At 69.2% G+C, this 14,073-nt stretch carries 12 protein-coding genes, 1 rRNA gene and 1 riboswitch; of the genes, 1 reads left to right on the top strand and 12 read right to left on the bottom strand.

Annotated elements, in window-relative coordinates:
• Positions 1–41: 41 nt before the first annotated feature.
• Entirely contained in the window at positions 42–2,927 is a 2,886-nt protein-coding gene (gcvP, locus tag AB0L59_RS40680; protein WP_365592811.1) for an aminomethyl-transferring glycine dehydrogenase, read from the bottom strand.
• Between the two features lie 173 nt (positions 2,928–3,100).
• A riboswitch (glycine riboswitch) is annotated at positions 3,101–3,195 on the bottom strand.
• A 119-nt stretch (positions 3,196–3,314) separates the two neighbouring features.
• Between gcvP and AB0L59_RS40685 the strand changes: the two genes are divergently transcribed.
• On the top strand, positions 3,315–3,686 hold the full coding sequence (locus AB0L59_RS40685; RefSeq protein ID WP_365592814.1) for a PRC-barrel domain-containing protein: 372 nt from the start codon (positions 3,315–3,317) through the stop codon (positions 3,684–3,686).
• Here the strand turns inward: AB0L59_RS40685 and AB0L59_RS40690 are convergent.
• The 11 genes from AB0L59_RS40690 to rrf all read right to left on the bottom strand — a co-directional run.
• The gene (locus AB0L59_RS40690) at positions 3,608–5,098 is read right to left on the bottom strand and encodes a DNA polymerase IV (protein WP_365592817.1); all 1,491 of its coding nucleotides are present in this window, start codon (positions 5,096–5,098) and stop codon (positions 3,608–3,610) included. The two genes, AB0L59_RS40685 and AB0L59_RS40690, sit on opposite strands and share 79 nt — an antisense overlap.
• A gap of 71 nt (positions 5,099–5,169) precedes the next feature.
• Positions 5,170–5,853, bottom strand: a complete 684-nt coding sequence (locus tag AB0L59_RS40695) for a MerR family transcriptional regulator (RefSeq protein WP_365592820.1) — start codon at positions 5,851–5,853, stop codon at positions 5,170–5,172.
• Positions 5,854–6,081: 228 nt separating this feature from the next.
• Positions 6,082–6,555: a bifunctional nuclease family protein gene (locus tag AB0L59_RS40700; RefSeq protein WP_004934251.1), complete on the bottom strand. Its 474-nt coding sequence runs from the start codon at positions 6,553–6,555 to the stop codon at positions 6,082–6,084.
• A gap of 86 nt (positions 6,556–6,641) precedes the next feature.
• Positions 6,642–7,379 (bottom strand): MerR family transcriptional regulator, encoded by a 738-nt coding sequence (locus tag AB0L59_RS40705; RefSeq protein ID WP_365592823.1) that lies wholly within the window; start codon positions 7,377–7,379, stop codon positions 6,642–6,644.
• Positions 7,380–7,421: 42 nt separating this feature from the next.
• Positions 7,422–8,252, bottom strand: coding sequence for an FHA domain-containing protein (locus tag AB0L59_RS40710; protein WP_365592826.1), 831 nt, complete (start codon positions 8,250–8,252; stop codon positions 7,422–7,424).
• A gap of 190 nt (positions 8,253–8,442) precedes the next feature.
• Positions 8,443–9,273 carry a DUF881 domain-containing protein gene (locus tag AB0L59_RS40715; protein WP_365592829.1) on the bottom strand — a complete coding sequence of 277 codons (831 nt, stop codon included), beginning with the start codon at positions 9,271–9,273 and terminating at the stop codon, positions 8,443–8,445.
• A gap of 5 nt (positions 9,274–9,278) precedes the next feature.
• Positions 9,279–9,611: a small basic family protein gene (locus tag AB0L59_RS40720; protein ID WP_003988855.1), complete on the bottom strand. Its 333-nt coding sequence runs from the start codon at positions 9,609–9,611 to the stop codon at positions 9,279–9,281.
• Positions 9,608–10,528 (bottom strand): DUF881 domain-containing protein, encoded by a 921-nt coding sequence (locus AB0L59_RS40725; RefSeq protein ID WP_365592832.1) that lies wholly within the window; start codon positions 10,526–10,528, stop codon positions 9,608–9,610. The genes AB0L59_RS40720 and AB0L59_RS40725 overlap by 4 nt, the downstream gene beginning before the upstream one ends.
• 122 nt (positions 10,529–10,650) lie before the next feature.
• Complete coding sequence (locus AB0L59_RS40730; protein WP_365592835.1) at positions 10,651–13,146, bottom strand: mannose-1-phosphate guanyltransferase; 2,496 nt, start codon at positions 13,144–13,146, stop codon at positions 10,651–10,653.
• Between the two features lie 116 nt (positions 13,147–13,262).
• Positions 13,263–13,871, bottom strand: a complete 609-nt coding sequence (locus AB0L59_RS40735; protein WP_365592838.1) for a CDP-alcohol phosphatidyltransferase family protein — start codon at positions 13,869–13,871, stop codon at positions 13,263–13,265.
• A 107-nt stretch (positions 13,872–13,978) separates the two neighbouring features.
• Positions 13,979–14,073: ribosomal RNA gene (gene rrf / locus AB0L59_RS40740) — 5S ribosomal RNA — on the bottom strand; the annotation flags it as partial.

Consider the following 14,073-nt stretch of genomic DNA (forward strand, 5'->3'; position numbering starts at 1 on the left):
CCGCCCGGAAACCGGACGGGGCCCTGAGAGCCGCCGCTCGCTCAGACCTCGTACGCGTCCAGCGGCGGGCAGGAGCACACCAGGTTGCGGTCGCCGAAGGCCTGGTCGATACGGCGCACCGGCGGCCAGTACTTGTCGGCGGCCGAGACACCGGCCGGGAAGACGGCCTCCTCGCGGCTGTAGGCGTGCTTCCACTCACCGCCGAGGGCGGCCGCGGTGTGCGGGGCGCCCCGCAGCGGGTTGTCCTCCGCCGGCCACTCGCCCGTGGCGACCTTCTCGATCTCCGCACGGATGGCGATCATCGCGTCGCAGAACCGGTCCAGCTCGGTGAGGTCCTCCGACTCGGTCGGCTCGATCATCAGCGTGCCGGCCACCGGGAAGGACATCGTCGGCGCGTGGAAGCCGTGGTCGATCAGGCGCTTGGCCACGTCGTCCACGCTCACGCCGGTCGCCTTGGTCAGCGGGCGCAGGTCGATGATGCACTCGTGCGCGACCAGGCCGCCGGGGCCGGTGTAGAGCACCGGGTAGTGCGGTTCCAGGCGCTTGGCGACGTAGTTCGCGGAGAGCACGGCCACCTGGGTGGCCCGCTTCAGGCCCTCGCCGCCCATCAGACGGACGTACGCCCAGGAGATCGGCAGAATGCCCGCGGAGCCCCAGGGAGCGGCCGAGATCGGACCGACGCCGGTCTCCGGGCCCGCGGCCGGCTGCAGCGGGTGGTTCGGCAGGTGCGGCGCGAGGTGCTCGCGGACCGCCACGGGGCCGACGCCGGGGCCACCGCCACCGTGCGGGATGCAGAAGGTCTTGTGCAGGTTCAGGTGCGAGACGTCACCGCCGAAGTGGCCCGGCTTGGCGAGACCGACCAGGGCGTTGAGGTTGGCGCCGTCGACGTACACCTGGCCGCCCGCCTCGTGCACCTGCGCGCAGATGTCGGCGACGTGCTCCTCGAACACACCGTGCGTCGACGGGTAGGTGATCATCAGCACGGCCAGCTCGTCGCGGTACTGCTCGATCTTCGCCCGCAGGTCCTCGACGTCGATCTCGCCGTCCCCGGCGGTCTTGACGACGACGACCTTCATGCCGGCCATCACGGCGCTGGCCGCGTTGGTGCCGTGCGCGGAGGACGGGATCAGGCAGACGGTGCGCTGCTCGTCGCCGTTGGCGCGGTGGTAGCCGCGCACGGCCAGCAGACCGGCCAGCTCGCCCTGCGATCCGGCGTTCGGCTGGAGGGAGACCCTGTCGTAGCCGGTGACCTCGGCGAGACGTTCCTCCAGCTCGCGGATGAGCGTGAGGTAGCCCTGCGCCTGCTCGGCCGGCACGAAGGGGTGCAGCTGGCCGAACTCCGGCCAGGTGACCGGCTCCATCTCCGTGGTCGCGTTGAGCTTCATGGTGCAGGAGCCCAGCGGGATCATGCCGCGGTCGAGCGCGTAGTCGCGGTCGGCCAGCTTGCGCAGGTAGCGCAGCATCGCGGTCTCGGAGCGGTGCTGGTGGAAGACCGGGTGGGTGAGGTAGGCGTCGGTGCGCAGCAGCGACTCGGGGAGGGTGTCCTCGGCCGTCGCGTCCAGCGCCTCGATGTCGCCCTCGACACCGAACGCGGACCACACTGCGGCGACCTGGGCCCGCTTGGTGGTCTCGTCGCAGGCCAGGGAGACCTGGTCGGCGTCCACCAGGTGGAGGTTCACCCCGTTCTGCCGGGCGGCCGCGACGACCTCGGCGGCCTTGCCGGGCACCCGCGCGGTGAGGGTGTCGAAGTAGGCGCCGTGGACGATCTCGACACCGCCGGCCTTCAGGCCCGCGGCGATGATCGTGGCGTAGCGGTGGGTGCGCCGGGCGATGGTCTGGAGCCCCTCGGGACCGTGGTAGACCGCGTACATGCCGGCCATCACGGCGAGCAGAACCTGCGCGGTGCAGATGTTGCTGGTCGCCTTCTCCCGGCGGATGTGCTGCTCACGGGTCTGCAGCGCGAGCCGGTAGGCCTTGTTCCCGTCCGCGTCGACGGAGACACCGACCAGCCGGCCGGGCAGGCTGCGGGCGAACTTCTCGTGTACGGCCATGTAGCCGGCGTGCGGACCACCGAAGCCCATCGGCACGCCGAAGCGCTGGGTGGTGCCGACCGCGATGTCCGCGCCCAGCTCGCCCGGCGAGGTCAGCAGGGTCAGCGCCAGCAGGTCGGCGGCGACGGTGACCAGGGCTCCCAGCTCGTGCGCCCGGTCGATGACCGGCTTGATGTCCCGTACGGCACCGGAGGCGCCCGGGTACTGGATCAGCACGCCGTTGATCTCGCGCTCGGCGATCTCGGCCGGAATGCCCTCGCTGAGATCGGCGACGACGACCTCGACGCCGGTCGGCTCGGCGCGGGTCTGGATGACGGCGATGGTCTGCGGCAGCGCGTCCGCGTCGATCAGGAACAGGCCCTTCTTGTTCTTGCCCATGCGCCGCGACAGCGCCATGGCCTCGGCGGCGGCCGTGCCCTCGTCCAGCAGGGAGGCGCCGGAGGTGGGCAGACCGGTGAGGTCCGCGACGACGGTCTGGAAGTTCAGCAGCGCCTCGAGCCGGCCCTGCGAGATCTCCGGCTGGTACGGCGTGTACGCCGTGTACCAGGCCGGGTTCTCCATGACGTTCCGCAGAATGACGGGCGGCGTGAAGGTCCCGTAGTACCCCAGACCGATCATGGAGTCGAGGACCTGGTTGCGGTCGGCGAGCGAGCGCAGCTCGGCGAGCACCTCCGACTCGGTGCGGGCGCCCGGCAGGTCGAGGGCGTCGGCGTTCTTGATCACATCCGGGACCGCGGCGGCGGTCAGCTCGTCCAGCGAGCCGTAGCCGACCTGCGCGAGCATCTTGGCCCGCGCCTCCTGGTCGGGCCCGATGTGGCGCTGCTCGAAGGGGATGCCCGCTTCGAGCTCCGAGAGCGGCATGCGGTGGGCGGTCATTGCGGAGGCCTCCTGGTCTGACGCGACCTTCGAAGGGCACCACGGCACGGGTGCCCCGACGGCCTCCCCCTCTGTCATCTCAACCTGAGAGCTTCACCGGGTTCCCGAAGGCCCGGCTTTCACCGTCGGTGAGAGCGGGAGCCGTCGACGCCCGCCCTGCTTTCCAGAGTGACCTCGTCCGTGCGGTACGTGAGCCTGAGAGATTCCGGGGAGGATTTGCTCCTTCGGCGCCTCCGAGGTGGTCGGAGGACTCTCCCGCACGGGGTCAGCAGCCGCTGTCAGCCTACCAGCGAGGTCAACGCCCGAACTTTCGAGTGGCCGCCGCACTGAATGTGCTCTTTTGTAGTGCTTACGGATGAGTCGCGACCACGTGGAGGGAGAGGGACCGTGCAGACCGAGATCGATCCGCGCAACCTGATCGGCCGCAAGGCGTTCGACCGCAACGGCACCAAGATCGGCACCATCGACGAGGTCTACCTCGACGACGCGACCGGCGTGCCCGAGTGGGCCGCGATACGCACCGGCCTCTTCTCCCGCGACGCCTTCGTCCCCCTGGAGCCGAGCGAGCTCGTCGAGGGCGCCCTCCACGTCCCCTTCGACCGCGCCCTGATCAAGGACGCCCCCGACTTCGGCGTGGGCCGCCATCTCTCCCCCGAACAGGAACTCCAGCTCTACCACCACTACGGCCTGGACGTGGCCCCACCTCCGTCCGTACCGGACCACGACTTCGGGAAGCTGGCGGGCTCGGAAGAGGCCTGATCCCGGATCCCTTTCGGGGTCGGGGGCGGGGCCCCGCGTCGGCCGCTGCTCGGCGGACCGAGTCGGTCGGGTGGGTGGGTGGGAATCGAAACCAACGGCAACGGGTCGGCGGCCTCCAGCGCAGGATCGGCGACGGAAAACGTCCGTACCCTCCCCGGCAGGGACTGCGGTGTCTCGAACCGCACGGTGACCCGCCCCAGCCCACTCCCCTGGACCCACCCGTGCCCGTACTCCGAGTGCCGTACATCCTGTCCTGCTCGCCAGTGGCGTTCGACGAGCTGCGGCCGCTCGACGACGGGCTCGGACACGGACTCCTCCGACGTCTCCGCCGCCTGCGAGGGCATGGCCTGCGCGAAGAGGTCCTCCTGTGTGTAGTCGGCGAGCCCGGAGACACCGACCCCGAGCAGCCGTACCCCGCCCGTGGTGTCCACCGAGTCCAGCAGCCGCGCGGCCGCCTCCCGTACGACCGCCGGATCGTCGGTGGGTCCTCTGAGCGTCTCGGAGCGGGTCAGGGTCGAGAAGTCGTACCTGCGTACCTTCAGCACGATGGTCCGCCCCGACAGCCCGGCCCCGCGCAGCCGCCCCACGCACCGATCGGCGAGCCGCTGCACCTCCAGTCCGATCCGCGGCCGGTCGTGTATGTCCACGTCGTAGGTGTCCTCGACCGACACCGACTTCGCCTCGCGCTCGGCCACCACGGGCCGCTCGTCCTGGGCCAGGGCCATGGCGTACAGCGCGTGCCCGTGGGCCTTTCCGAGCAGCCGCACCAGCTCGTCCTCACCCGCCTCCGCCAACTCCTCGACGGTGGTGATCCCGGCTCTGCGCAGATGGTCCCCGGTGGCCGGCCCCACCCCCGGCAGCGTCCGCACCGGCATCGGCCCCAGCAGCGCCCGCTCGGTCCCCGGCTCGATGACCACCAGGCCGTCGGGCTTGGCCTCCTCCGAGGCGATCTTGGCGAGCATCTTGGACGCGGCGAGTCCGACCGATCCGGTGAGCCCCGTGGCCGCCCGGATGTCCGCGCGCAGCCTGGTCCCTGCCAGCCGCGCCGAGTCCTCGTCCCAGGCCGTACCGCCGGCCTCCAGGTCCACGAACGCCTCGTCCAGGCTGAGCGGCTCCACCAGCGGCGACAACTCCCGCAGCAGCGCCATCACCTGTTCGCTGATGTCCCGGTACAGCGGGAAGCGCGGCACCAGATACGCGGCATTGGGCGCCAGCCGGCGCGCCTGGGCCATGGGCATCGCCGAGTGCACCCCGAAGACCCTCGCCTCGTACGACGCCGTGGCCACCACCCCGCGCGGTCCGAGACCGCCCACGACGACCGCTTTCCCGCGCAGGCTCGGCTTGGATGCCTGCTCCACCGAGGCGTAGAAGGCATCCATGTCGAGATGCAGGATCGTGGGCGCGTTTCTCACATCTCCGATGCTGCACCACGGCACTGACAATGCCCGGCCCCCGACGGGCCGGGGTCAGACGGCAGGGACCGTCAGACCGCCCGGTTGCGCCGCCGCGCCAGCTCGTCCGCCGGGTTGTGCCCGACCAGGGTCTCGCCCGTGTCGATGCGCTCCCCGTGGAGCTGGGAGAGGGCGCTCTCCACGTCCCGCCACACAACGCCGACGGCGATCCCGAAAATGCCCTGGCCCCCCTGGAGCAGGGCGTGGACCTCGTCCGGCGAGGTGCACTCGTACACCGTGGCGCCGTCGCTCATCAGGGTCATGCGCTCCAGGTCGCGGAAACCGCGTTCCCTGAGGTGCTGCACGGCCGTGCGGATGTTCTGCAGCGAGACCCCGGTGTCCAGGAACCGCTTCACGATCTTCAGGACGACCACGTCCCGGAAGCTGTACAGCCGTTGTGTGCCCGACCCGTAGGCGGGCCGCACACTCGGCTCCACCAGCCCGGTGCGCGCCCAGTAGTCGAGCTGCCGGTAGGTGATGCCCGCGGCCGCGCAGGCCGTCGGCCCGCGATAGCCGATCTCTTCCGACGCCATGGACGCCGCCCCTCCGCCGTTCGGCACCACCGTCGGCCGCTGCGGAGCGTGATCGACCGCGCTGCTCGATTGGGGGTACGCCCTGTTCGAACGCGGCTGAGAACTCGGGGGAGGGTACGGACCGCTCTCCCCGAACCCGCGTCCGGGGGCACCCCCAGCCGTACCGTCGCCGCTGGTTCTCACGCCGACCTCCGTCCTTGACCTGCCTTCACGACGGTAGGCAGTCACCAGGGGTGCGTCAACGATCGCCACACTCGGCACGCCGAGTGATAATCACCCTAGGAGTGGTTTCCCGTGCCCCACCGCGGGGAAAGGCTAGCCGAATGCTCTGACGGGAAGCCGTAGGACGCTCTCACAGACCGGTGGCAATTGCCCGTACGCCGGGCGCGGAGACCCACCGGCCGTCCGCCGTCACTGGTTGCTGGTACCGAAGTCCTCGGGCGAGATCTGGTCGAGGAACTCGCGGAACTTCTCCACCTCGTCCTCCTGCTCGTCCGGGATGGCGATGCCGGCGTCGTCCAGCACCGTGTCGCTGCCGTAGATCGGCGTCCCCGTGCGCAGGGCCAGCGCTATGGCATCGGAGGGACGAGCGCTGACCTCGACCCCGCTGGCGAAGACCAGCTCCGCGTAGAAGACGCCTTCCCGCAGATCGGTGATGCGTACTTCGGTCAGCTCCTGGCCTACGGCCTCCAGCACGTCCTTGAACAGGTCGTGGGTCAGCGGCCTGGCGGGGGCCATGCCCTGCTGGGCGAATGCGATCGCTGTCGCCTCCCCCGGCCCGATCCAGATGGGGAGGTAACGGTCGCCTCCCACTTCGCGCAGGAGCACGATCGGTTGGTTGGAGGGCATTTCGACCCGGACACCTACGACATCGAGCTCGTTCACACAGCAACCCTAGGCCGTGCCCGGGACGTTTGGGTAGTCGGGCCGGGAACAGGTGCCCGATCCGGCCGCCTGCGGCCCCTCGGAGGTCACGGCAGCCGTACGCCGAGAGCGGTCTGCACCAGTGCCGCGTGCAACTTCACCGTGAGCCCCGCCAGCTCCTTCGTACGGGCCTCGGCATGCGCCCTGGTCTGCGGGTTGCGGTGGAGCCTGAGCGGGGCCACCACCTGGTCGACGAGTCCCGCCTCGCGGTCGGCGGCGGCCTTCATCACCCGAAGGTGGCGTGGCTCGATCCCGAACCGGCCCAGCTCTGCCACGAGCGAGGCCACGGTGACCGCCTCGGCGTCGTACGCCCCGTCCTCCAGGGGAGCGATGAGCCCGTACGACTCCCACTCCTTGAGCTCGCCCTCTTCGATCTCCGCGGCCGCCAGCAGCTCGGCCCTGCCGACCCGGGCCACCATGGGCGCCAGGGGCTGCTCCGGAGCGTCCTCAGCGGTGCGCTGGCGGCCCACGACGGGCAGCTGGACGGCCTCACCCCGCTCCATGGCGTCCAGATGCTCACGGATCACCTTGAGCGGCAGATAGTGGTCCCGCTGCATTCTCAGCACCTGGGCCAGGCGCTCGACATCTCCCGCGCTGAACTTGCGGTACCCCGACGGGGTCCGCTGCGGTTCGATCAGCCCCTCGGACTCCAGGAAACGGATCTTGGAGATGGTGACTTCGGGGAATTCCTCACGCAGCGCGTTCAGCACCGAGCCGATGCTCATCAGCCCGCTGTCCCTGGCGGCGGTACCGCTTCCGGCACCGCCGCTCGGTGTTTGAAGCATGGACCTTCCCTGGGGTCCCCCGGACACCGGTCCGGGTGCGGGTCAGATGCCCTGCCGGCTCGCGTAGAACACCAGCCGGTACTTGCCGATCTGCACCTCGTCGCCGTTCGACAGAGCCACCTGGTCGATCCGCTCGCGGTTGACGTACGTGCCGTTCAGACTGCCGACGTCGGCCACCGTGAACGACCCGTCAGGAGAGCGCCGGAACTCCACGTGGCGACGCGAGACCGTGACGTCGTCCAGGAAGATGTCGCTCTGCGGGTGACGGCCGGCCGTGGTCAGGTCGCTGTCGAGGAGGAAGCGGCTGCCCGAGTTCGGTCCCCGGCGCACCACCAGCAGCGCCGATCCCATCGGCAGCGCGTCCACCGCGGCCTGCGCCTCCGGAGACAGCATCGGCATCTGGGTCTGACCGGTGACCTCGGCGTCGTAGGCCTCGAGCCCGGAGATCGAGATCGTGGACGTCGTCTCCGCGGCACGCTCCGGCGTCACTCCGGGGCGCAGCGGCGCGCCACAGTTGGAGCAGAAGCGGGCGTTCTCCGCGTTGCGGTTACCGCACCTCGTACACACCAGGACCGACATGGACGGACCCTCCTGCTGCGGCTGCCCCGCCGGGGCGTTGGACGCGTACGGGCCGGAGGCGAACCCTCCTCCCGCACCTGAGGTCGACGGTTGCCCGAAACCTATGCCGCCGGCCTGGGCAGGGTCAACCGACGCCCCGCCCTGACCTCCGGAAATGTCACCGCCCGGACCAGCGACCTGATCCCGGAACAGCGGGCGCCGGCCCTCCGCGTCGGGCTGCGCGCGGTGCCGAGCGGTCGCGTTGTCGCTGCCCTCTCGCGCGCTCTTGCCGAACAACTTCGCAAACAACTTCACGGGCGATTCCCCTTGACCGAAACAGACCCGCCCGTGGGGCAGGACGAACCCTGATTGCCTACACCGGCCGAGCCGGACATTCTCACAACGTCCGTATCCATCAGACAGTTTCCACCACGCACCACCCCTTCGGTGCGTCGACCCCCCGCAACCTCATGCCCCTGCCGGACGTCCCCCATGCACCGCCGGTTCACTGGGAGGACGACCGAGCGTAGTCAGGCCGCTTCGCCTGTCGCAAGGCGTCCACGACGATCTTGTCCGACTGGTCGACCGTCACCGTGGCCTGCTCCTTCTCCAGCGTCTGCACCACGCCTCCCGGGATGTTAAGGGCCGGCTCCAGGTCCTGCGGCTTGCCGATGACCTTGAAACGATAGGGGGCGTTGATCTTGTTCCCGTCGACGCTGACTCCGTTCCCGGAATCGGCGAAGTAGGTGCCCGCGACCACCCGCACCCCGTTGACCTGGATCGCCTCGGCACCGGCCGCGCGCAACTCCTGGATCGCGTCGAGCAGCATGTCCGCCTTGACCGTCCCCTTCGTGTCCTCGACCGTCATCGTGATGCCGGGCCCCTGCGCCGCCACGGTGCCCGCCAGAATGCCGAGTTGCCTCTCCTTCTCGGCCGTCTGCCTGCGAGCCTCCGCCGCCTGGTCGGAACTGCTCTGCAGTTCCTGGCGCTGCTTTTCGAGTCCCTGCTTCTCGTCCTCAAGACGCTGGGTACGCGAATCCAGTTCATCGAGGATGCGAACAAGATCTTCCTGTCGTGCGCCCCGCAGCGCGCTGTCGCTGTCGCTGTTGGACGCCACCTGCACCGCCAGACCGAAGCCGAGGCCGAACAGCAACAGGGCGACGATGAGTTGGGCCCGGGTGAGCCGCGGCGGCCACAGCCCCTGGAACAGCCGCTGCCGCCCGGTCAGCGGCGCGTCCGTCTTCTCCTGCGGCGCCGGCTCCGGTGCCCGCGCGGGCACCTCCTCGGGGAGTTCCTTGCGCAGCCGGTTCTCGGGCTGCTCGTTCTGCTCGCTCATCAGTGTCACGCCCGGAACACGTGCCGCCGGATCGCAGCGGCGTTGGAGAAGATCCGGATGCCGAGGACCACCACGACACCCGTGGACAGCTGCGCGCCCACGCCCAACTTGTCACCCAGGAACACGATCAGGGCGGCGACGACCACGTTCGACAGGAACGACACCACGAAGACCTTGTCGTCGAAGATCCCGTCGAGCATGGCCCGAAGGCCGCCGAAGACGGCGTCCAGCGCCGCGACGACGGCGATCGGCAGATAAGGCTCCACGACCGCCGGAACCTCGGGCCGGACCAACAGGCCGGCCACGACTCCCACGACGAGGCCCAGTACGGCGATCACGATGTGCCCTTCTCCATCTTCTCGGTGCTCGGCTGTGCTGTACGTACGATCACACTCGGTGCGGCGGGCAACCGTACGTCGCCCTCGGTGGAGATGGTGGCGCGGATACCGAAGTTCTGCTCCAGGGCATGCAGATACAGGCCGTCGGCACTGTTCTGGAACCCGGTGCTCAACCGTTCCCCGTCCCCCACCGCCAGCACTGTGTACGGCGGTACCAGCGGCCTGTTGTCGACCAGTATCGCGTCTCCCGCGGCCCTGATCGCGGACAAGGAGGTCAGCCGCTCCCCGTTGACGGAGATCGCCTCCGCACCGGACTCCCACAGCCCGTTGACCACGCGCTGCATGTCCCGGTCACGCACCCGGCCCGTGTCGGAGAACCCCGAGGTCTCCCGCGGATTGGTGCCGTCGCCCCCGGAACTGGCCTCCTTGGCGTCGTTCACGACGAGCTTGACGCCCGGACCGTGGACCGCGGTGGCCCCCGACAGAACGCCCACCAGATCCGCCTGCGCGCTGCCGCCGCTCGACTTCAGCGCCGCCCGCTGACGCGCGCTGACGTCGTCCCTGAGCTTGTCGACCGAGCCCTCCAGCTTGTCCGCGCTCGCGGTCTCGCTGTCGATGCGGTCGATCAGCTCCTGGTGCTCCTTGGCCACCACCGGCGCCGCCGCCCGCGTCTGGGCCGCCCCGACCGTGACGACCAGTGCCGCGAGGACGAGACCGGCCGCCAGGCCCAGCTTCGCCCTCACCGTCTTGGGCAGCCCGCCCTCGCCGCCCTCGGACTTCTTCCGGGCGGCGGCCTCGGCGTATCCGTCGTCGAGGCTGTGGTCCATGACGTTGGTGATCAACGACATGGAGGCGTCCGGGCGCTGCGGCCGCGCGGGGCTGCTCCGAACGGGGGGTTGCTGCGGCATGCCGCACATCGTCGCATGTCGCGACCGATTACTCCGAACGGCCCCACCGGCGTGCCGGACAGGCCCCCTCGGGGACACTTGTCCGGCACGCGCGCGTGCACGGGTTCTACCGTGCGGTCGGGTGTCCTCTCTTACCGCCCGGCACTGTCCACGACGGCCGACCACTCGTCCAGCAGGGCCTGCGCCGAGGCGTCGTCCGGTCCCTCGGCCCACAGATGGGTGACGGCCTCGGCCGGGTCGGGCAGCACCATCACCCAGCGCCCGTCCGTCTCCACGACCCGCACACCGTCGGTCGTGTCGACGAAGCGATCCCCGGCGGCCTCGACGACCCGCCGCATGACCAGGCCCTTGACGGCCCACGGCGTGGCCAGGTCCCGCTTGAGGACGTGCGCCCGCGGAATCCTCGCGTCGATCTGGCTCAGCGTGAGCTGGGTACGCGCCACCAGCCCGATCAGCCGTACGAAGGCCGCGGTGCCGTCGTACACGCTGCTGAACTCGGGCACGATGAACCCGCCCTTGCCGTCACCGCCGAAGATGGTGCCCTCCTCGCCGCCCACGCGCGTGAGGTCGTCCGGCGAGGTCGTCGTCCACTCGACCTGGGTGCCGTGGTAGGCGGCCACCTGCTCGGCGATCCGGGTCGTGGTCACGGGCAGCGCCACCCGGCCGCTGCGCCGCTCCGCCGCCACCAGGTCCAGCATCACCAGCAGGGCGCGGTCGTCCTCGATGATCCGGCCCTTCTCGTCCACGAGCGAAAGCCGCTCGCCGACGGGGTCGAACCGGACACCGAACGCCGCCCCCGAGGAGGCCACTATCTCGCCCAGCCGCACCAGACCGTTGCGCCGCATCTCGCCCGTCTCGGTGGGCCGGGACTCGTCGAGACCGGGATTGATGGTCAGGGAGTCCACGCCCAGCTTCCCGAGCAGGCTGGGCAGCACGAGCCCGGCACTGCCGTTGGAGGCGTCGACGACGACCTTGAGACCGGATTCGGCGATCCCGGTCGTGTCGACATTCCGCAGCAGCGACCCGGTGTACGAGTCGAACACGCTCGCCGGGAAGTACAGGTCGCCGATCTCGCCGGGGAACGCCCGCCGGTACTCCTGCCGCGCGAACACCCGGTCCAGCTTGCGCTGGCTGCCCTGCGACAGGTCGGCGCCGTTGCCGTCGAAGAACATGATGTCGACCGAGTCCGGCACCCCCGGCGAGGTCCGGATCATGATGCCGCCGGCACTGCCGCGCGCGGTCTGCTGCCGGGCCACGGGCAGCGGTACGTTCTCCAGGTCGCGTACGTCGATCGCGCTGGCCTGCAACGCCGAGATGACCGCCCGCTTCAGCGCACGGGCGCCTCGGGAGTGGTCGCGGGCCGTGGTGACGGTCGAGCCCTTCTTGAGCGTCGTCGCGTAGGCACCGGCCAGCCGCACGGCCAGCTCCGGCGTGATCTCCACATTCAGGATGCCGGACACACCACGGGCACCGAAGAGATGGGCCTGCCCCCGCGACTCCCAGATGACGGAGGTGTTGACGAAGGCACCGGCCTCGATGGTCTTGAACGGATAGACCCGGACATTGCCCTGAACGATCGATTCCTCACCGATCAGGCACTCGTCGCCGATGACCGCGCCGTCCTCGATCCGCGCGGCGCGCATGATGTCGGTGTTCTTGCCGACGACACAGCCGCGCAGATTGCTGTGCTGCCCGACGTACACGTTGTCGTGCACGACGGCCTTGTGCAGAAAGGCACCGCTCTTCACGACGACGTTCGAGCCGACAACCGTGTGCTCGCGGATCTCCGCGCCGGCCTCCACCTTCGCGTAGTCGCCGATGTACAACGGCCCTCGCAGTACGGCGTCGGGATGCACCTCGGCGCCTTCCGCCACCCACACACCAGGCGAGATCTCGAAGCCGTCGATGTCGACGTTGACCTTGCCCTCGAGCACGTCGGCCTGCGCCTTCACATAGCTCTCGTGGGTGCCGACGTCCTCCCAGTAGCCCTCGGCGACATAGCCGTAGATCGGCTTGCCCTCCTTCATCAGCTGCGGGAAGACGTCACCGGACCAGTCGACCGGAACATCGGGTTCGACGTAGTTGAATACCTCGGGCTCCATGACGTAGATGCCCGTGTTGACCGTGTCGGAGAAGACCTGCCCCCAGGTCGGCTTCTCGAGGAACCGCTCGACCTTGCCTTCCTCGTCCACGATGGTGATGCCGAACTCCAGCGGATTGGGCACGCGCGTCAGACAGACCGTGACCAGTGCGCCCTTCTCCTTGTGAAAATTGATCAGCTCCGTGAGGTCGAAGTCGGTCAGGGCATCACCGGAGATGACGAGGAAGGCATCGTCCTTCAACGCCTCTTCGGCGTTCTTGACGCTTCCGGCGGTACCGAGTGGCTTCTCCTCATTGGCATAGGTGAGCTCCATTCCGAGCTCTTCACCGTCGCCGAAGTAGTTCTTGACGAGCGATGCCAGGAACTGGACGGTGACAACGGTCTCGGTGAGCCCGTGCCTTTTGAGCAGCCGTAGCACGTGCTCCATGATCGGGCGGTTGGCCACGGGCAGGAGCGGCTTGGGCATGCTCGAGGTCATGGGGCGCAGGCGGGTGCCTTCGCCCCCGGCCATCACGACGGCCTTCATGTCGGAAGCGTCCTCCTCACAAGAGACGACGGTCTAGCCGACTTCACCCGTCCAGATTGTCCCGCACTTTTCCACCGCGGGCCATCGTGGCGTAAACGTCCGGACAATCGCCGAGCTCAATCGGCCGTGGCGTCCGCACTGACGAGACGGCGGACTTGTACCACGTAGAGCACTCCTGCCCACCAGTAGAGCGTTGTACCCCATCCGGCGAACGCCCATCCGAAAATTGCAGCGAGTGACGCGATCCAACCGCTCCCGTCGCTAAGGAGCAGCAGCGGGAAGGCGTACATCAGGTTGAAGGTGGCCGCCTTCCCGAGGAAGTTCACCTGCGGCGGCGGATACCCGTGCCGGCGGAGGATGCCCACCATCACCAGAAGCATCAGCTCTCGCGCGAGCAGGAGAGCGGTCAGCCAGAGCGGCAGGATCTCCCGCCAGGTGAGACCGACCAGCGTGGAAAGGACATAGAGCCGGTCGGCGGCGGGGTCGAGGAGCCGGCCGAGGTTGCTGATCTGGTTCCAGCGCCGGGCGAGCTTGCCGTCGAGATAGTCGCTGACCCCGCTGAAGGCCAGCACGAGGAGAGCCCAGCCGTCACTCTTGGGGCCCCCGAACTCAGGCCTGAGGATCAACCACAGGAAGACGGGGACGCCGACGAGCCGTGCCATGCTGAGGATGTTGGGGATGGTGAGGACCCGGTCTGTCTGGACGCGGGTCTCCTGGACCTCCACCCGGGGGCCTCCTGTGCGAAACGAGCCAACGATGCCTCCTGACCTTACCTCAACGCAAAAAAGCTCCGGCTCTTGGGCAGTGCCCAAGAGCCGGAGCTGTAAAAGGAGTTCGGCGGCGTCCTACTCTCCCACAGGGTCCCCCCTGCAGTACCATCGGCGCTGTGAGGCTTAGCTTCCGGGTTCGGAATGTAACCGGGCGTTT

Origin of the sequence: Streptomyces sp. NPDC052109 (assembly GCF_040680195.1) — a bacterium.
Classification (GTDB): domain Bacteria; phylum Actinomycetota; class Actinomycetes; order Streptomycetales; family Streptomycetaceae; genus Streptomyces.